Below are 19,175 nucleotides of genomic sequence, written 5' to 3'. Positions count from 1 at the left end.
CTCCGCCGACACGGCACCGTCTCGCAGGCCCGGACCCGGGTCCGGGCCTGCGAGGCCGGTCAAGGGGTACACGTGGGGACGGCCGAACCCTACGTTCTACCCATGGCGGACATCGTGCGGGAGACCGAACGCAAGTACGAGGCCGACGGCGGGGGCGCACTCGCCGCCGGCCTCCCGGAACTGACCGGCGTGGGCCGGGTCGCGTCCGTGGTGGAACGGGACGCGGTCCACCTCGACGCCACCTACTACGACACCGCCGAGCGGCGGCTGGCCCGCGACGGCATCACACTGCGCCGCCGCACCGGCGGCGACGACGCGGGCTGGCACCTGAAGCTGCCCGTCGCCGACCACGTACGCGACGAGATCCGCGCACCGCTCGCCGGCACCGTGCCCCGCGCACTCCGCGGACTGGTGCGCTCCCGGGTGCGCGACGCCGAGCTGCTGCCCGTCGTGCGGATCGAGACCCGGCGCGCGCTGCGGCACCTCATGGACGAGGACGGCACGAAGATCGCCGAGCTCGCCGTCGACGAGGTCCGCGCGACCAGGCCGTCGGGCCCCGGCCGGGCGGCCTCGTGGACGGAGATCGAGGTCGAGCTGGCGCCGGGCGGCGACCCGGCGGTCCTGGACGCCGTGGACGCCGGCCTGCGGCGCGCCGGCCTCCGCCCCGCCGCCTCGGCCTCCAAGGCGGCCCGCGCCTGGACCGAGACGGCGCCCGAGGGCGAGGCGGAGCCCGTCGGGGACAAGCCCGCGGACCGGAAGAAACCGGCGTCCGGCGCCAAGGGCGGGAAGGCCGCGCCACCCGCCGCGCGCACGGCCCGGGAGGCGGTCCTGGCCTACCTCACCGAGCAGGTCCGCGCGATCGTCGAGCTGGACCCCGCCGTCCGGCGCGACCAGCCCGACTCCGTGCACCGCATGCGCGTGGCGACCCGGCGCCTGCGCAGCGCCTTCCGCTCGTACGCCAAGGTGCTGGACCGGGCCGTGACCGATCCGGTCGGCGACGAGCTGAAGTGGCTCGCGGGGGAGCTGGGCATCGACCGCGACCGCGAGGTGCTGACCGCGCGCCTCCACGAAGGGCTCACCGGCCTGCCCAGGACGCTGCAGCTCGGCCCCGTACGGGCCCGGCTGAAGATCTGGTCCCACGCGCGCCGCCAGGGCTCCCGCAAGCATCTGATCGCCGTGCTGGACGGCCCGCGCTACCTGGCGCTGCTGACCACCCTGGACGCCCTGCTCGCCGACCCGCCCACGGCGGCCTGGGCCGACCGCCCCGCCGCCAAGGTGCTCCCCAGGGTGATCGAGCGGGACTTCCGGCGGCTCGCGGGCCGCATCGACGCGGCGCTGGCCACTCCGCCGGGCACGGAGCGGGACGCCGCGCTGCACGCCGCGCGCAAGGCCGCCAAGCGCACGCGGTACGCGGCGGAGGCGGCCAGGCCGGAGCTGGGGAAGCCCGCGAAGAAGTTCGCCAAGAGGATGACCAAGGTGCAGGACCTGCTCGGTGACCACCAGGACAGCGTGGTGGCCCGCGGAGCCCTGCGCGAGCTGGGCATCCAGGCCCATGCCGCGGGGGAGACCAGCTTCACCTTCGGTCTCCTGTACGGCCGCGAGGAGTCGCGCGCGGCGGACCGGGAACGGGAGCTTCCTGATCTGTGGGCGAAGGCGGCGGCCCCGAAACACCGCAGGCCACTGCACCGGAAGTGAGGCCGTGCCGCGGGGCGCGGGGCCCGCCGCACCCGGTGCTCCGGCGTCCCGCGCCGCCATGATCGTAAGGCGTGCGTCGAGGTCCGCCTCCGGAGCGCGTTAGGCTTGAGGGTCACCCTTGCCAGCTCACACAGTGTCGACCCGAGAGAGTACGCCGCGATGCCTGTCGAGACGGTCTTCCCACGCCTGGAAGCGCTTCTCCCGCATGTCCAGAAGCCCATCCAGTACGTCGGTGGAGAGCTGAACTCCACCGTCAAGGACTGGGACGAGTGCGACGTGCGCTGGTCGCTGATGTACCCCGACGCCTACGAGGTCGGGCTGCCCAACCAGGGCGTCATGATCCTTTACGAGGTCCTCAACGAGCGCGAGGGCGTGCTCGCGGAGCGCACGTACAGCGTGTGGCCGGACCTCGAAGAGCTGATGCGCAAGCACGATGTGCCGCAGTTCACGGTCGACGCGCACCGCCCCGTCGGCGCCTTCGACGTGCTCGGCGTCTCCTTCTCCACCGAGCTGGGCTACACCAACCTGCTCACCGCGCTGGACCTGGCCGGCATCCCCATGTACGCCAAGGACCGGACCGAGGACCACCCGCTGATCCTCGCGGGCGGCCACGCCGCCTTCAATCCCGAGCCGATCGCGGACTTCCTGGACTGCGCGGTGGTCGGCGACGGCGAGCAGGCCGTCCTGGAGATCACCGAGATCATCCGGGCGTGGAAGAACGAGGGCCGCCCCGGCGGGCGCGACGAGCTCCTCTTCCGCCTCGCGAAGACCGGCAGCGTCTACGTCCCCAAGTTCTACGACGTGGAGTACCTCGCCGACGGCCGCATCAGCCGCGTCGTACCGAACCGCTCCGGCGTCCCGTGGCGCGTGTCCAAGCACACCGTCATGGACCTCGACGAGTGGCCCTACCCGAAGCAGCCGCTCGTCCCCCTTGCCGAGACCGTCCACGAACGGATGTCGGTCGAGATCTTCCGTGGCTGCACCCGCGGCTGCCGTTTCTGCCAGGCCGGCATGATCACGCGCCCCGTACGGGAGCGAAGCATCACCGGCATCGGCGACATGGTGGACAAGGGCCTGAAGGCCACGGGATTCGAGGAGGTCGGCCTGCTGTCGCTGTCCTCCGCGGACCACACCGAGATCGGCGACGTCGCCAAGGGCCTCGCCGACCGGTACGAGGAGGACAAGATCGGCTTGTCCCTCCCCTCCACCCGGGTCGACGCCTTCAACATCGACCTGGCCAACGAGCTGACCCGCAACGGCCGCCGCTCGGGCCTGACGTTCGCCCCCGAGGGCGGATCGGAACGCATCCGCAAGGTCATCAACAAGATGGTCTCGGAGGAGGACCTGATCCGTACGGTCTCCACGGCGTACGGCAACGGCTGGCGGCAGGTGAAGCTGTACTTCATGTGCGGCCTGCCGACCGAGACCGACGAGGACGTGCTGCAGATCGGCGACATGGCGGTCAACGTCATCGCCGAGGGCCGCAAGGTCTCCGGCCAGAACGACATCCGCTGCACGGTCTCCATCGGCGGCTTCGTCCCCAAGCCGCACACCCCGTTCCAGTGGGCCCCGCAGCTCTCTGCGGAGGAGACGGACGCCCGTCTCACCAAGCTCCGCGACAAGATCCGCGGCGACAAGAAGTACGGCCGCTCCATCGGCTTCCGCTACCACGACGGCAAGCCCGGCATCGTCGAGGGCCTGCTCTCCCGCGGCGACCGCCGCGTCGGCGCGGTCATCCGGGCCGTGTACGAGAACGGCGGCCGCTTCGACGGCTGGCGCGAGCACTTCTCGTACGACGCCTGGATGCAGGCCGCGGAGAAGACCCTCCCGGACTACGGCGTCGACGTCGCCTGGTACACCACCCGCGAGCGCACCTACGAAGAGGTCCTCCCCTGGGACCACCTGGACTCCGGCCTGGACAAGGACTGGCTCTGGGAGGACTGGCAGGACGCCCTCGACGAAACCGAGGTCGAGGACTGCCGCTGGACGCCTTGCTTCGACTGCGGGGTGTGTCCTGCGCTCGATACCGAGATCCAGATCGGCCCGACGGGCAAGAAGCTGCTGCCGCTGACCGTTGTGAAGTGACCTGAGCGGCACCCCCTTCGGCCCGGGCACCGTAAACCGGTGGCCGGGCCGATGCATGCCCCGCACACTGGTGCGATGGCTCAGTTGATCGCGCCGGCTCTCCGTGTCCAGGCGTCGTTTCTGGAGGCGATGGGGGAGTTGCGGGCCGAGGGGCGGGGTGGGGCCGATGACGGTTCCGCGGTGGGGCGGGAGATCCGGCAGTTCGCAGGGGAGTGGGAGGACCCGGTCGCCTTCTCCCGGTACACGGACTGGCTGCGCTCCATGACCAGCCCGGAGGTCACCCGTCCGCTGGGCTATGTGCCGTGCACCAACCTCTGGTACGTCGAGGGCGACACCTACCTCGGCCGTCTCGGCCTGCGGCACGAGCTGAACGACTTCCTGCGGGAGCTCGGCGGCCACATCGGCTACGACGTACGTCCCACGGCCCGCCGCCGTGGCCACGCCACCGCGATGCTGCGCGCGGCGCTGCCGCTGGCGCACGCGCTCGGGATCGGGTCCGCGCTGGTCACGTGTGACACCACCAATACCGCGTCGCGTAAGGTCATCGAGGCCTGCGGCGGGATCTTCGAGGACGAGCGCGGCGGAAAGCTGCGGTACTGGGTGCCGACGCGGGCGTAGCACATGATCGGCGGAACGCAGCAGTACCGGGGGAAGCAGCGCATGGCGTTCGAGAAGTTCGACAAGCATGCCCACAGTCAGCAGTACGCGGTGGGGGAGCGGGAGCCGGGCGGCGGTTGCTGCCTCGCCCAGTTGATCAAGATTCCGGTGCTGATCGTCGTCGTTCCGCTGCGGCTGTTGTGGGACGCGCTGTGCTGGATCGGGCGGCATGTGCTGGCGCCGGCGGGGCGCTGGGTGTACCGCTGGATCCTCGCGCCCGTGGGGCGCGCGGTCGCCTGGCTGATCAACCACCTGATCGTGGTGCCGCTGGTCTTCCTGATCAAGTATCTGCTCGTGATTCCCGCGGTGTGGCTCTACCGGTGGGTCCTCACGCCGATCGGGCACGCGCTGACCTGGCTCGCGTACTACCTGTTCGTGGTCCCGGTCCGCCGGCTCCACAGGTGGGTCCTCATCCCGGTCGGGCGTGCGCTGGCCTGGCTGGCGCACTATGTGCTGGTCGTCCCCGCCAAGGCGCTGTGGGAGTACCTGCTGTGGCCCGTGCTGCGGGCGGTCGGCGCGGCGGTCGCGTGGGCCTGGCGGATCGCCGGGTACGTTTCCCGGGCCGTCGGCCGGGGCATCGCCGCCCTGTGGCGGTGGCTGGTCGTCGCGCCGCTGCGCTGGGTGTACCGCTGGATCCTCACCCCGGTGGGGCATGCGATCCGTGCGGTCTTCTGGCCGCCGGTACGGGCCGCGCTGTCCGCTGCGCGCACCGCCGCCCGGGAAGTGCGGCAGGCGCTCTTCGGGTGACGGGGCACACCCCGGCGGGAACCGGCGGCCTTGCAGACACGTACTCTAGGTAGCAGTACGACCGCACTCACGAAGGACTGACGACACTGGGCAAGCGACAGCCCGAAGGCCCGCCGCCCGCACCGGCGGTGCAGCGCATCCGACTGCGCTACACCAAGCGCGGCCGCCTCCGGTTCACCAGCCACCGTGACTTCCAGCGCGCTTTCGAGCGGGCGCTGCGCCGTGCCGAGGTGCCCATGGCGTATTCGGCGGGCTTCACCCCGCACCCCAAGGTGTCGTACGCGAACGCCGCGCCGACGGGCACCGGCAGTGAGGCCGAGTACCTGGAGATCGCGGTCACCGAGCGCCGGGACCCGGCGGTGCTGCGCGCACTGCTGGACGAGTCCCTGCCGGACGGCCTCGACGTGATCGACGCGGTCGAGGCACACACCTCCGGCCTCGCCGACCGGCTCCAGGCCTCGGTGTGGGAGCTGCGTCTGGACGGCGTGTCCGTCGCGGACGCCGAGCGCGCCGTCGAGGCGTTCCTCGCGGCCGGTGAAGTGCCGGTCGAGCGGCAGACGAAGAAGGGCATCCGTACCTTCGACACACGTGCGGCGGTCGCGGATCTTCGTGCCGCGGCGTGCGAGGCCGATAGGCCGGGCGCTGATGCCTGTGCGATACTGCGGCTGGTTGTTCGGCATCTGACACCTGCCGTACGACCCGACGACGTCCTGTCCGGCCTCCGAGCTACGGCCGACCTGGCGCCGCCGGTCCCCGCTGCGGTGACCAGGCTGGCGCAGGGGCTGCTCGATGAGGAGACCGGAGCAGTGACCGACCCGCTCGCGCCCGACCGCGACGCAGCAGCCACGGCCGCCCCACCCACGGCCGCCGGGCTGACCGCCGCGACGCAGGCACCGCCTGCCGGCGGTGGAGCGGCGGACGGCGCAGCGTAGGACCGCCGTCGTCGCGTCGCCGATCAACCAGGGAGCCACCCCGGTCCGGCGAACGAACTGACCAGGAGACTTTCGCCGGTCCCGGACACAAGGGCCCGGCGAGCGAGACTAAAGCTCCCGTGTGGCGCCCGCGCCCCGGACCGCGGCACCGCGCTTGACACGCGGGCCGTGGCCGGAACCGGTCGCGGCGCCCGGGAGCGTGACGGGAGAACCGCCCGCATGCTCGAACCCATTGAGCCCAAGGAATCCACGGAGTCCGGGAACAGCCGCTCCGAGAACAGCACACCGAGCGACACCCTGCCGCCGCGCCGCCGGCGCCGCGCCGCCTCGCGTCCCGCGGGCCCGCCGGTCGCCGAGGCCGCCGGTGCCGAAACGCCCGCCGCACAGCCGGCCGAGGCCCCGCAGGAGGCCGTCACCTCCGTCGTGACCGGTGACGAGGCCGCGCCCGCGCGTCCCCGCCGCCGTGCCACCCGCCGTACTTCCGCGCCGGCCGGCGCCCCGGCCGCGACCGCCGCCGAGGCCGCGGAGTCGCCGGCCGAGGACGCCGCCGCGCTCGCCGCTTCCGCCGAGAGCCTCCCGCAGGCCGCTGCCGCCGAGGCCCCCGCCGTCGTGACCGGTGAGGAGGCGGCCCCCGCGCGTCCGCGCCGCCGTGCCACCCGCCGGGCTTCGGCCCCCGCCGGTGCGCCGCAGGCCGACGAGACCGCCGCGCCGGTGGCCGCGCAGGCCGTCGCCGTCGACCCCGAGCCGGTTGCGGTGGGCGCCGACGACGAGGCGCAGGCCGAGTCCGCCGCCGCTGCCGAGACCGCGGCCGCCGAGTCCGCGGCCGCGCGGCCCGCCACCGCCGCCGCCGAGGCGGGCCCCTCCCGTTCGCGCCGCCGGGTGACCCGCAAGGTCAGCGCTCCGGCCGGCAGCCCGGCCGCCGCCGAGGAGCCGCAGGCAGCCGAGTCCGTGCAGACGGCGCAGGAGGCCGAGGCCGAGCAGCCCGCCGAGGCCGCCGCCGAGGAGCCGCGCCCTGCCCGTACCCGCCGTCGGGCCACCCGCCGGGCTTCGGCCCCCGCCGGTGCGCCGCAGGCCGCCGAGGCCGTCCCGGCCCCCGCCGTGGCCGATGAGCCGGTCGCCGCGGAGGACGAGGACGAGGAGCAGGCCGCTGCCGCCGAGGCCGCCGCCGAGGAGGCGCGCGCCGAGGCCGAGCCGCAGTCCGCCAAGCCCGCGCGTACCCGCCGCCGTGCCACCCGTACGGTGACCTCCCCCCAGGGCGCGCCCGCCGAGCAGGCGGCCACCGCCACCCAGGCGCCCGTCGCCGAGCACGTCGAGGAGCAGCCGGTGGCCGCCGCGGCGAACGCGCTCGCCGCCGAGCAGGCCCCGCCGGCCCCGGACGCCGCGGCCCCGCGCCGCCGTACTCGCCGTCGTGCCGAGAGCCCGCAGGGCGAGGCCGCGCCGCAGGGCGAGGCCGCGCCGGAGGCCGCTGCCGAGCAGCCCGCCGCCGAGCAGGCCGAGGACGCGGCCGGTGAGGCGCCGCGCCGGCGTTCGCGCCGCCGTGCCGAGCGCCCGGCCGCCCCCGCCTTCGCGCAGCCCGCGCAGGACAAGGCCGCCGCCGGCCAGGACCGCGCCGCCGACGAGGGTGCGGCCGAGGAGGCCCCGGCCCGCGGCCGTCGCCGTGCCGCCCAGGCGCCGAGCGCGGTCTTCCAGGCCCCGGTCTTCACCGAGCCGATGTTCCAGACCCCGGAGACGGCCGCCGCGGCTGCCGCTGCCGCCGTCGTGGAGGAGCCCGAGGAGGAGGCCGCCGACGAGCGTCCGGCGCGCCGCCGCCGTCGCCGTGGTGGCGCGGCCGACGCCGAGCAGCAGCAGGCCGCTCCCGCGCCCGCCGCTGAGGAGACCACCGAGGCCGAGGCCGAGGAGGAGTCCGAGGGCGAGGCCGCGCAGGGCGACGACGAGCAGGGCGACCGGCCCTCGCGCCGCCGCCGTCGCGGTGGCCGCCGCCGTCGCCGTGGTGACGCCGCGGACGCCGAGGGTTCGGAGGAGTCCGGCGAGTCCGCCGAGGACGCGTCCGAGGGCGCCGAGGAGCAGCCCGCCGAGGAGCCGGCCGAGGGCGGCGAGCCGGAGGCGGCCAAGGACGGCGGCGAGGAGCAGTCGTCCGGCGGTTCCAGCAGCAGCCGTCGCCGTCGCCGGCGCCGCCGTCGCAGCGGTGACGGTGCCGAGTCCGCCGCGAACGGCGACGACCCGGAGCGTACGGTCGTGAAGGTCCGCGAGCCGCGGAAGAAGGAAGAGCGCGAGCCCGGTACGGGCTTCGACGAGGTCCAGTCCATCAAGGGCTCGACCCGTATGGAGGCCAAGAAGCAGCGCCGCCGCGAGGGCCGTGAGCAGGGCCGTCGCCGGGTGCCGATCATCACTGAGGCGGAGTTCCTGGCGCGCCGTGAGGCCGTCAACCGCGAGATGATCGTCCGCCAGAACGGCGACCGGACCCAGATCGGCGTCCTCGAGGACGACGTGCTCGTCGAGCACTACGTCAACAAGGAGCAGTCGACCTCGTACGTCGGCAACGTGTACCTGGGCAAGGTGCAGAACGTCCTGCCGTCGATGGAGGCCGCCTTCGTCGACATCGGCAAGGGCCGCAACGCCGTCCTGTACGCCGGTGAGGTCAACTTCGAGGCGCTCGGCATGGGCCACGGCCCGCGCCGCATCGAGACCGCCCTGAAGTCCGGCCAGTCCGTGCTCGTGCAGGTCACCAAGGACCCGATCGGCCACAAGGGCGCCCGGCTGACCAGCCAGGTCTCCCTTCCCGGCCGGTACCTGGTCTACGTGCCCGAGGGCTCGATGACCGGCATCAGCCGCAAGCTCCCCGACACCGAGCGGTCGCGCCTGAAGCAGATCCTCAAGAAGATCGTCCCCGAGGACGCGGGCGTCATCGTCCGTACGGCCGCCGAGGGCGCCAGCGAGGACGAGCTGCGCCGCGACGTGGAGCGCCTCCAGACGCAGTGGGAGGAGATCCAGAAGAAGGCGAAGAGCGGCAACGCTCCGACCCTGCTGTACGGCGAGCCGGACATGACCGTCCGCGTCGTGCGCGACATCTTCAACGAGGACTTCTCCAAGGTGATCGTCAGCGGTGACGAGGCCTGGGAGACCATCTCCGGCTACGTCTCGCACGTCGCCCCGGACCTCTCCGACCGGCTGCAGAAGTGGACGTCGGACGTCGACGTCTTCGCGACGTACCGGATCGACGAGCAGCTGATGAAGGCGCTGGACCGCAAGGTGTGGCTGCCGTCCGGCGGCTCGCTGGTGATCGACAAGACCGAGGCCATGGTCGTGATCGATGTCAACACCGGCAAGTTCACCGGCCAGGGCGGCAACCTGGAAGAGACGGTCACCAGAAACAACCTGGAGGCGGCCGAGGAGATCGTCCGGCAGCTGCGGCTGCGGGACCTCGGCGGCATCGTCGTCATCGACTTCATCGACATGGTGCTGGAGTCCAACCGGGACCTCGTGCTGCGGCGGATGCTGGAGTGCCTGGGCCGGGACCGTACGAAGCACCAGGTCGCCGAGGTCACCTCGCTGGGCCTGGTCCAGATGACCCGTAAGCGGGTCGGCCAGGGCCTGCTGGAGTCCTTCTCCGAGCCCTGCGTGCACTGCAACGGCCGCGGCGTGATCGTCCACATGGACCAGGCGACCGGCTCCGGCGGTGGCGGCAAGCGCAAGAAGAAGGGCAAGGGCGGCAACGGCGACAAGCACGCCGACCACCAGCACGACCACCAGCAGGAGAAGGCCGCCGAGGCGGCCGCTCCGGCGGAGGTGCTGGAGCCCGCGCCCGTCACGGAGGCGGAGCTGGCCCCCGCGGTCGCCGACTCCGACGAGTGGTTCTCCAGCCCGGCCGAGGCCGAGGCCGCCGCCGGCCGTGGCCGTGGCCGGCGCCGGGCGAGCCGGAAGGCGTCCGCGCCGGCGGGCTCCCCGAAGGCCGCCGACGACAGTGCCGCGATCGTGGTCCCTGCCGAGCAGCCGGCCGCCGAGGCCGCTCCGGAGGCCGCCGCGCAGGCGGTGTCCGGTACGCAGGAGGCTCCCGCGGCGCCGGCGCGGGCCGAGGAGCCGGTGGCCGAGCAGCCCGCCGAGCCGGAGCCGCAGCCCGCGGCCCGTCCGGCTCGCGCCCGCCGCCGGGCGACCCGCGCGGTGTCGGCTCCGGCCGGTGCCGAGGCGGAGACCCGGGCTGCCGAGGCCGTCCCCGCGGCGGCCGCTGAGGCACCGCAGGAGGCCCCGGCGGAGGCGGCGCCCGCCGTCGAGCCGGAGCCCGGGGTCCAGGAGGCGGCCACCGAGGAGGCGGCCCCCGCGAAGAAGACCGCGGCCAAGAAGAGCACCGCCAAGAAGACGGCGGCCAAGAAGACGACGACCAAGAAGGCCGCCGCGAAGAAGGCCCCCGCCAAGAAGACGGCTGCGAAGAAGGCCACGGAGAAGTCCGCGGAGGCCGAGGAGAAGCCCGCCAAGAAGACGGCGGCCAAGAAGACCACCGCGAAGAAGGCCACGGCCAAGAAGACGACGGCCAAGAAGGCCGCCGCCAAGAAGACCGCGGCCGCCGAGCAGCCCGCGCCCTCGTCGGTGTCGGCCGCGGCGGAGGACTGAGCGGTACCCGGGGCCCCGGGCCGTATCCCACGGCCCGGGGCCCGGTTTGACCCCCTGGTCAAGGCCCCGTAACCTTGACCGTCGGCGTCTGTATGGCGCCACACCATCTGAGCAAACACCTCCCGGTTCCACCGGGGGAGGCCGCTCGTCCAATGCGGATCGCGCCCCTCGCGGGCGCAGCGCGTCGGATAGCCGGGCCCTTGGGGCCCCGGGGCGGCTGGCATCAGTGGTCCCGTTTCTAGCGAGAGAGAGTTCCGCGTGTACGCGATCGTGCGCACCGGCGGCCGTCAGCAGAAGGTTGCTGTCGGCGACGTCATCGAGGTTGACCGCATTTCCACCAGCAAGGTCGGCGACTCCGTCGAGCTCTCCACGCTGCTGGTCGTCGACGGCGAGTCCGTCACGAGCGACCCGTGGGTGCTCGCCGGCGTGAAGGTCCAGGCCGAGGTCGTGGACCACCACAAGGGCGACAAGATCCGCATCCAGAAGTACAAGAACAAGACCGGTTACAAGAAGCGGATCGGCCACCGTCAGCTGCACACCGCGCTGAAGATCACCGGCATCGACGCTCCGGCGAAGTAAGGGACTGAGGAGACATGGCACACAAGAAGGGCGCATCGTCCACTCGGAACGGTCGCGATTCCAATGCTCAGCGGCTCGGCGTGAAGCGCTTCGGCGGCCAGGCCGTCCTCGCCGGTGAGATCATCGTCCGCCAGCGCGGTACCCACTTCCACCCGGGCACGGGCGTCGGCCGTGGCGGCGACGACACGCTGTTCGCGCTGCAGGAGGGTGCTGTGCAGTTCGGCACCCACCGTGGCCGCAAGGTCGTGAACATCGTTCCGGTCGCCTGAATCCCGTAACGGGTTTCCTGGCACCGTAGAACGGTTCCTCGCGAGGGCGGACCTCGACTTCCTCCACGGGAAGCGGGTCCGCCCTTCGCGTGTTACCGAAGAACCGAAGAGACACATCCCGTACGCGGCCGCCGCTCAGGACAGGGCACTCGCGTACGTACCCCCGTAGTTACTGGAGGCACCCCCATGACCACCTTCGTGGACCGCGTCGAGCTGCACGTCGCCGCGGGTAACGGAGGCCACGGCTGTGCCTCCGTCTTCCGGGAGAAGTTCCGGCCGCTCGGCGGCCCGGACGGCGGCAACGGCGGCCGCGGCGGCGACGTGATCCTCGTCGTCGACCAGGACGTCACCACCCTCCTGGACTACCACCACCACCCGCACCGCAAGGCCACCAACGGCCAGCCCGGCGCGGGCGACAACCGCGCCGGCAAGAACGGCCAGGACCTCGTCCTGCCCGTCCCGGACGGCACGGTCATCCTCGACGGCAAGGGCAACGTCCTCGCCGACCTGGTCGGCCAGGGCACCACCTTCGTCGCGGGCCAGGGCGGCCGCGGCGGCCTCGGCAACGCGGCGCTGGCCTCCGCCCGCCGCAAGGCCCCCGGCTTCGCGCTGCTGGGCGAGCCCGGCGAGGAGCGGGACATCGTCCTGGAGCTCAAGACCGTCGCGGACGTGGCGCTGGTCGGCTACCCGAGCGCCGGCAAGTCCTCGCTGATCTCGGTGCTCTCCGCGGCGCGGCCGAAGATCGCCGACTACCCGTTCACCACCCTGGTGCCCAACCTCGGTGTGGTGACGGCCGGTTCGACCGTCTACACCATCGCGGATGTGCCCGGCCTGATCCCCGGCGCCAGCCAGGGCAAGGGCCTCGGCCTGGAGTTCCTGCGCCACGTGGAGCGCTGCGAGGTGCTCGTGCACGTCCTGGACACCGCCACCCTCGAATCGGACCGCGACCCGCTCTCCGACCTCGACATCATCGAGGAGGAGCTGCGGCAGTACGGGGGCCTGGAGAACCGGCCCCGGGTGGTCGTCCTCAACAAGATCGACATCCCGGACGGCCAGGACCTGGCGGAGATGATCCGCCCCGACCTGGAGTCCCGCGGCTACCGCATCTTCGAGGTCTCGGCCGTCGCCCGCACGGGCCTGAAGGAGCTGAGCTACGCGCTCGCCGACATCGTGGCCAAGGCCCGCGCGGCGAAGCCGGTCCAGGAGGCGACCCGCGTCGTCATCCGCCCCCAGGCCGTCAACGACGCGGGCTTCACGGTCAAGCCCGAGGGCGAGGGCCTGTTCCGGGTGCGCGGCGAGAAGCCGGAGCGCTGGGTCCGCCAGACCGACTTCAACAACGACGAGGCCGTGGGCTACCTCGCCGACCGCCTCAACCGCCTCGGCGTCGAGGAGGAGCTGCTCAAGGCCGGTGCGCGCGCCGGTGACGGCGTGGCGATCGGCCCCGAGGACAACGCGGTCGTCTTCGACTGGGAGCCGACGATGATGGCCGGCGCCGAGATGCTGGGCCGCCGCGGTGAGGACCACCGCTTCGAGGCGCCCCGCCCGGCCGCACAGCGCCGCAGGGACCGCCAGGCGGAGCGCGACGACGCCGACTCGGAGTACGAGGGCTTCGACCCGCTGGCCTGACGTTTTCGCTCGCCGCTAGGCCCGCAGCTCGCACCACACGGTCTTTCCGCCGGTGCGCTGCGGGCCGTCCTCGTCCGGCGCCACGCCCCACTTGTCGGTGACCGCCGCGACGAGGGCGAGCCCCCGCCCGCCCTCCGCGTACGGGTCGGCGTCCCGGAGGCCGGGCAGTACGGGGTGCGCGTCGCGCACGCCGATCACCACGCCCGCCGTCCCGCCGCCCGCGTACCGCCGCACGGTCACGGTGCACCGCCGGTCCGGCACGTGCCGGTACACGTTGACCAGCAGCTCGGTCACGGCCAGCTCCGCCGACTCGGCGAGCCGCGCCAGGCCCCAGAGCCGCAGGAGCGCGCGAAGGACTCGCCGTACGTGCCGGGGGCTGTGATCACCGACGGTCAGCGTGAGCCGGTACTCCCGGGTCGGGAAGCCGTGGGTGTCGATGATGCGGGTGTCCGAAGTGTCATTCACGGGATAATCCTGCGCAGCGTCGATTACGCTCTGCGACGATTTGAATGCAACCCGGCGTCTGATTGTGTTGGTTGAGCGAGGGGGCCCCATGGTCAATTGCAAGGTGCTCGACCCGGGCGCTTCTCCGCTCGATTACTTCGGCTCGGAGCTGCGGAGGCTGCGCGAGGAAGCCGGCCTGACGCTCGAACAGCTGGGCAAGAAGGTCTACTTGACCGGCTCGATGATCGGCCAGGTCGAGACCGCCGCGAAGCTGCCGAAGGACGAACACATCCCACGGTTCGATGACGCGCTGGGCGCCGACGGTGCGCTGGTACGTCTCTGGGAGCTGGTGCGCAGGAGCAAGCTGCCGTACAGGCACCGGCGCGTGGCCGAACTCCAGTCGTCCGCCGCGCGCATCCTCGCCTTCCAGCCCCAGGTGGTCTACGGGCTGCTGCAGACACCGGAGTACGCGCGGGCCGTCCTGGGTGTCCTCGACGGGCAAGGCCTCGACGACCGCGTCGACGCGTGGCTCGCGCGGCAGCGCATCCTGGAGGGCGAGCGGCCGCCATTGCTGTGGGTCGTGCTGAGCGAGGCCGTGCTGCATCAGGAAATCGGCGGCCGAGAGGTGATGCGAAGGCAACTGACGCATCTGTTGAGTTATCGCGACTCCCGGCACGTGCACATTCAGGTTCTGCCGTTCTCGGCCGGTGCGCATGCGGGGCTGGTCGGTGCGTTCTCCCTGTTCTCCTACCGGAACCAGGCGGATATCGTCTACGCGGAGAGCTACGGCGGAGCCGAGCCGACCACTGATCCGGAATCAGCCGAGGATTGCTCGCTCCGATACGATCACCTGCAATCCGTTGCCCTGGCGCCGAATGTCTCGGCAGAGCTGATTGCCCGTGTGAGGGAGGAGCGCTATGGCCACGCTCGCGAATCCGGACCGCATCCGGTGGCGTAAGTCCAGCTACAGCACCAATGAGGGCGGCGAATGCGTCGAGGTCGCCGCGCTCTCCGCCGCCGTTGCCATCCGGGACTCGAAGGACCCCGGCGGGCCCGTGCTCACCGTCAGTCCCGGCGTGTTCGCCGACTTCATCGCGCACGTGCGCTGACCGGGGATACCCAGCCGCCGCCCAACTCGCCATACTCACACCTGTGTTGACCCACGGGGGTGGTGAGGATGGCGGGGCTGCGGAGTCCGGAGGACATGCTCGGGGCTGCCGTGCTGCGGGTCAGGGAGCCGGGCGAGGGTGGCGAGATCGCCGGGGCCGGCTTCCTCATCGCTCCGGACCTGGCGGTGACCTGCGCGCACGTCGTGTCGGACGCCCTGCGCGCCCCGCATCAGGACGCGCTGCCGGACGGGGCACGAGTCCGCGTCGACCTGCCGCTGAACGGCGGCGGAGCCGCAAACGCGGAGGTCGCGCACTGGCTGCCGTACGCCGATGACGGGAGCGGTGACATCGCCGTCCTGCGGTTGCGCGGCCCGATCGAAGGGGCGCGCCCGCTGCGCATGGCGGAGGCCACCAGCGTCTGGGAGCACGCCGCACGGGTCGCCGGCTTCCCCGCCACCTCCCCCGGAGGGGTCTGGCACATGGGGCGGCTGCGGGCCGGTACCGCCGAGGGGTGGGTGCAGTTCTCGCAGGGGGACGCCCACGGCACCCCGATAGAACGGGGCTTCAGCGGCGCGCCCGTGTGGGACGAGGAGCTGGGTGCCGTCGTCGGCATGGTGGTCAGGTCGCAGCTCTCCGGGCCGCGGCAGAGCTTCCTCATTCCGACCGGCGCGCTGCTCGCGGCCTTCCCCGAGCTCACCCCGGTCCTCCGTCCCGCTTCGCCGTTCCGGGGCCTGGCGGCGTTCCAGGAGACGGACGCGGACGTGTTCTTCGGGCGGGAGGCGGCGGCGGAGGAGGTCGCGGGGCTTGTCCGGGCGAACCCGTGCGTGACGCTGGTCGGCCCGTCCGGCAGCGGCAAGTCCTCGCTGGCGCTGGCCGGGGTGGTCCCGCGGCTGCGGACGGCGGGCTTCGCGGTCGTCGTGGTGCGCCCCGCGGCCGGGCGCTCCCTGCTCACCACCCTCGCCTCCGAACTGACGGCGCTGCTCCGCCCGGAGCTGCGTGGCGCCGAACGCGTCGCGCACGCGGGCGAGTTGGCTCCGATGCTCGCGGACGGCGGGCTGGCGGAGACCGTGCGGCTGGCGCTCGCCGAGGCCGGTGCGCGGCGGCTGCTGGTCGTGGTGGACCAGGGGGAGGAGCTGTTCGCGGGCACGGCGCAGGAGGCGGCGAGTGCGGCCGCTGTGCTCTTTCCGGCCGAGCCGCCCGAGGAGCTGCGCGTCCTGGTCACGCTGCGCGCCGACTTCCTGGAGGCGGCGCTCGCCCGTCCGGACACCGGGCCGGCCCTGAGCCGTACGGTCCACGCGCTCGCCCCCATGACCCGCGAGCAGCTGCGGGCGGTGATCGTCCGGCCGGTGGAGGCGATCGCGTCCGTCGCGTACGACCCGGGTCTGGTGGAGACCATGCTGGACGACGCGGGCGGCGAGCCGGGCGCGCTCCCGCTGCTCGGCTTCGTACTGGACCGGCTCTGGCGCGAGCAGGAACGCGGGCAGCTGCGCTTCGACGCGTACCTCGGGCTCGGGGGCGTACGGGGCGCGCTCGGGCAGCAGGCGGAGTCCCTCTGGCGCGAGTGCGTGCCGGCGGCGGACACGGAGACGGCGCTGCGGCTGCTGACCGGGCTGATACGGGTGCGGCCCGGTGGTGAGGGGCCGCTGCGCAACGTCCTGACCCGGGCGGAGGCGGGCGAGGACCAGTGGCGGATCGCGCGGGCGCTCGCACGGCGCCGCCTGCTGGTGCTCGGCAGCGACAGCGAGCGCCGGGAGACCGCCGAGCTGGCGCACGAGGCGCTGATCGGCGCCTGGCCGCGGCTGGCCGAGCGGGTACGGGCCGACCGGGAGTTCCTGCTGTGGCGTACGGGGCTCCGCCGCGACCTGGAGCGCTGGCGGGCCGGCGGCGAGCGCACCGACCGCCTGCCGGGCGGGGACGAGCTGCGGGCCGCGCAGCCGTGGCTCGCGGGCCGGAGCGCCGACCTCACCCCGGCCGAGCGGGACTACCTGGAGCGCGGGCTGCGGCACCGGCGGGCCCGCCGGGTCCGAAGACGGACCGGATGGACGGCGGGCGGCCTGGTACTGCTGCTGATCGTGACGCTGGGCACGGTCCTTGCCGTGCAGTCCCGGGCCAAGGCGGAGTCGGACCGGCAGTCCCGCTCCCGCGAGCTGGCCGACCTCTCCGCCGACCTGGTGGGGCAGGACCCGGGCCTCGCGGCCATGGTGGCGATGGCCGCGTACGACGCCGCTCCGACCCGCGAGGCCCGCAATCAACTGCTGCGCCGCTACGACGGGCTGCGGGGCGCGGAGTGGGAGCTGTCGGGCACCCAGGGATCGATCGATGCGATGTCGGTGAGCGGGGACGGCCGGGTGGTGCTGGTGACCACCGAGCTGGGGCGGTCGACGCTCTTCCTGCGGGGCGAGGGCGAGCCCACCCGGCGCCACCAGCTGCCGGTCACCCGGAACATCATCTTCCCGGTGGTCAGTCCGGACGGCCGACGCATCGCCTACCCGGTCGCCGGCGGCTCGCTGGTCTGGCACGAGGTGCGGCGGAACAGCGAAGACCCGATCGGCCCGGCGCACACGATCGCCGGCGACGAGGACGGGGGCGGCACGAAGGGAGCGCTGTCCAACCCCAAGGAGATCGCGGACCTCTCGCAGGACGGGCGGCACGCCGTCACCGTCGCCGAGGGGCGGGTGGCCCTCTGGGACCTGGAGGCGGACGAGCGCCGGCGGCTGCCCGGCAAGCTGCCGGGCGTGCCCAGCAAGGTGTGGTTCGGGCCCGACGCGCACACGGTGCTGGTCCAGTCCTCGGACGAGGACACCTTGGGCCTGCTCGACGACGAACAGACCCGGCTGCTGGCCGTCGACACCCGTACGGGCAAGAGCCGTGAGCTGGGCGGGAACGTGGCGCGGGCCGGAGTCTCGGGCGACGGCGCGACGGCCGTGCTGTGCTCCGAGGGCAGGGGGATGGACGACGTGCGCTACCGGTACCGGGCCGTACGGATCGCGGACGGCCGGAAGACCGGCAGCTACACCGACGACTCCTCGCTCTGCGACGACTTCGCGCTCGACCGCACCGGCGGGCGGATCGCCATCTCCAGCTCCTCCTGGGTGCTGGCAGACCTCAAGAGCGGGAAGAAGCTCGCGGAGACCGGAGCCGGGCAGGGGGGCGGGCTCGGGCTGGTCGGCCCGGACCTGCTCGGCACGCCCGAGGCCCCCGTTGCCGTCGTCGCCGGGACCGATGTCTCCGGCCGCCGGCTGAGCGTCAGCCGGCAGGAACCTCTCACCAGGCCCGCTCTGCTCGGTCGCGGCGACCGGATGGTGGTGCGCTCGGGTACGGGCGACCGGCGCCGGCTCGCGCTGCTCACCACGAGCGCGCCACTGCGGACCGTGGCGCGGGGCCCCCGCTACACGCAACAGGGCATCGACGAGCCGCTCCCACCGGACGACGACGCCTACTTCGGTGCGGCGGTCCGGCCCAACAGGGCGGAGACGCTGGTCGCCGACCTCGCCACGTACAACACGGTGCTCATCCACGCGCTGCCCTCGCTGCGCCCGGTCGCCCGGATCACCCTCCCCATGCCCCGCGCGAACGACTGGGGCGAACGCGAGGGTCCGAACTACTTCTTCCTCGGCGACGACGAACTGGTGACCCAGGTCGATGGGGTGGTGGACCGCTGGGACGCCAGGACAGGGCGCCGGCTGTCCCGGCTCGACCTGCGCGCCATGGACCTCACCGCGAAGGAGCCGCCCGCGTTTGACCCCAAGGAGTCCCCGCCCGCGACCCCGTTCGGGGTGACCGCGTACCGCCAGAAGCCGCACCACGTCCAGGTCAAGATCGACTACGAGCCCACGTTCCACGTCATCGACCTGCGCACCGGCCGGGAGGACAAGAAGCCGAGCTACCGGCTGGGCAGGGACGCCGCGACCGCCTTCCTGGATGCGGGCGGCGGCCACGCGGCCGTGCTCACCCGCGGCTCGCTGGTCGAGCTGTGGTCCGTACGACCGGGCGGCGGCACCTCGAAACGGCTGATGGGACCGATCGGCCCGGTGGGGGAACCGGCGGGCGGCGACTTCGCGATCGACTTCCTCGGTGACTCCTCGCGGTTCTTCCTCGCCGAGGGGGACTCGGCACGCATCTACGAGCCGGGCGGCGGAAAGTACGAGGACTCCTACGACTTCGGGGCACCGCAGGCCTTCCTCGGCGTCGCGGACGGCGGCAAGGCCCTGCTGCGCGGGGACCGCTCGACCGCCGGCGTCGACCTGATCCGGCTCGACCCCACCCTGTGGCGCAAGGAACTCTGCGCCCTGATGGGCCACCGCGACTTCACCCCCGAGGAACGCAGCGGCCTCCCGGGCGAACTGCCGGCCGAGGGGGTGTGCGAACACCCGGCGGCCCGGGACAACTGAGGAAGGTGCGCCTAGCATGTAACTGGGCATGATCCG

At 73.1% G+C, this 19,175-nt stretch carries 13 protein-coding genes; 12 read left to right on the top strand and 1 reads right to left on the bottom strand.

The features are described from left to right. Positions 1-102 precede the first annotated feature (102 nt). The 9 genes from ACZ6WH_RS27680 (at position 103) to obgE (ending at position 13,195) form a co-directional block, all read left to right on the top strand. Positions 103-1,695 (top strand): CYTH and CHAD domain-containing protein, encoded by a 1,593-nt coding sequence (locus ACZ6WH_RS27680; RefSeq protein ID WP_469731506.1) that lies wholly within the window; start codon positions 103-105, stop codon positions 1,693-1,695. Between the two features lie 159 nt (positions 1,696-1,854). Next, positions 1,855-3,780 (top strand): TIGR03960 family B12-binding radical SAM protein, encoded by a 1,926-nt coding sequence (locus tag ACZ6WH_RS27675; RefSeq protein WP_469731504.1) that lies wholly within the window; start codon positions 1,855-1,857, stop codon positions 3,778-3,780. A 75-nt stretch (positions 3,781-3,855) separates the two neighbouring features. Continuing rightward, complete coding sequence (locus tag ACZ6WH_RS27670; RefSeq protein WP_469731502.1) at positions 3,856-4,398, top strand: GNAT family N-acetyltransferase; 543 nt, start codon at positions 3,856-3,858, stop codon at positions 4,396-4,398. Positions 4,399-4,401: 3 nt separating this feature from the next. Continuing rightward, the gene (locus tag ACZ6WH_RS27665) at positions 4,402-5,184 is read left to right on the top strand and encodes a hypothetical protein (protein ID WP_469731500.1); all 783 of its coding nucleotides are present in this window, start codon (positions 4,402-4,404) and stop codon (positions 5,182-5,184) included. Positions 5,185-5,312: 128 nt separating this feature from the next. Beyond that, complete coding sequence (locus tag ACZ6WH_RS27660; protein WP_361557621.1) at positions 5,313-6,116, top strand: TIGR03936 family radical SAM-associated protein; 804 nt, start codon at positions 5,313-5,315, stop codon at positions 6,114-6,116. A 219-nt stretch (positions 6,117-6,335) separates the two neighbouring features. Next, positions 6,336-10,721: an Rne/Rng family ribonuclease gene (locus tag ACZ6WH_RS27655; RefSeq protein ID WP_469731498.1), complete on the top strand. Its 4,386-nt coding sequence runs from the start codon at positions 6,336-6,338 to the stop codon at positions 10,719-10,721. Positions 10,722-10,979: 258 nt separating this feature from the next. Further along, positions 10,980-11,300: a 50S ribosomal protein L21 gene (gene rplU, locus ACZ6WH_RS27650; RefSeq protein ID WP_030249628.1), complete on the top strand. Its 321-nt coding sequence runs from the start codon at positions 10,980-10,982 to the stop codon at positions 11,298-11,300. 14 nt (positions 11,301-11,314) lie between these two features. Next, a complete protein-coding gene (gene rpmA / locus ACZ6WH_RS27645) occupies positions 11,315-11,569 on the top strand; it encodes a 50S ribosomal protein L27 (RefSeq protein WP_052866878.1) in 255 nt (84 codons plus the stop codon). 186 nt (positions 11,570-11,755) lie between these two features. Continuing rightward, the gene (gene obgE / locus ACZ6WH_RS27640) at positions 11,756-13,195 is read left to right on the top strand and encodes a GTPase ObgE (RefSeq protein ID WP_432854323.1); all 1,440 of its coding nucleotides are present in this window, start codon (positions 11,756-11,758) and stop codon (positions 13,193-13,195) included. 15 nt (positions 13,196-13,210) lie between these two features. On the opposite strand, the gene ACZ6WH_RS27635 is transcribed toward obgE, so the two are convergent. Next, positions 13,211-13,660, bottom strand: a complete 450-nt coding sequence (locus ACZ6WH_RS27635; RefSeq protein ID WP_469731496.1) for an ATP-binding protein — start codon at positions 13,658-13,660, stop codon at positions 13,211-13,213. A gap of 88 nt (positions 13,661-13,748) precedes the next feature. Here ACZ6WH_RS27635 and ACZ6WH_RS27630 point away from each other — a divergent pair, with 88 nt between their 5' ends. The 3 genes from ACZ6WH_RS27630 (at position 13,749) to ACZ6WH_RS27620 (ending at position 19,139) form a co-directional block, all read left to right on the top strand. Next, the gene (locus ACZ6WH_RS27630; protein ID WP_469731494.1) at positions 13,749-14,597 is read left to right on the top strand and encodes a helix-turn-helix domain-containing protein; all 849 of its coding nucleotides are present in this window, start codon (positions 13,749-13,751) and stop codon (positions 14,595-14,597) included. Continuing rightward, positions 14,557-14,748, top strand: a complete 192-nt coding sequence (locus ACZ6WH_RS27625; protein ID WP_469731492.1) for a DUF397 domain-containing protein — start codon at positions 14,557-14,559, stop codon at positions 14,746-14,748. Before ACZ6WH_RS27630 ends, ACZ6WH_RS27625 begins: the two co-directional genes overlap by 41 nt. Positions 14,749-14,843: 95 nt before the next feature. Continuing rightward, positions 14,844-19,139: an nSTAND1 domain-containing NTPase gene (locus ACZ6WH_RS27620; RefSeq protein ID WP_469731490.1), complete on the top strand. Its 4,296-nt coding sequence runs from the start codon at positions 14,844-14,846 to the stop codon at positions 19,137-19,139. Positions 19,140-19,175 lie beyond the last annotated feature (36 nt).

The organism is Streptomyces sp. NPDC050806, assembly GCF_055586425.1.
This window is presented reverse-complemented; position numbering and strand designations above follow the sequence as displayed.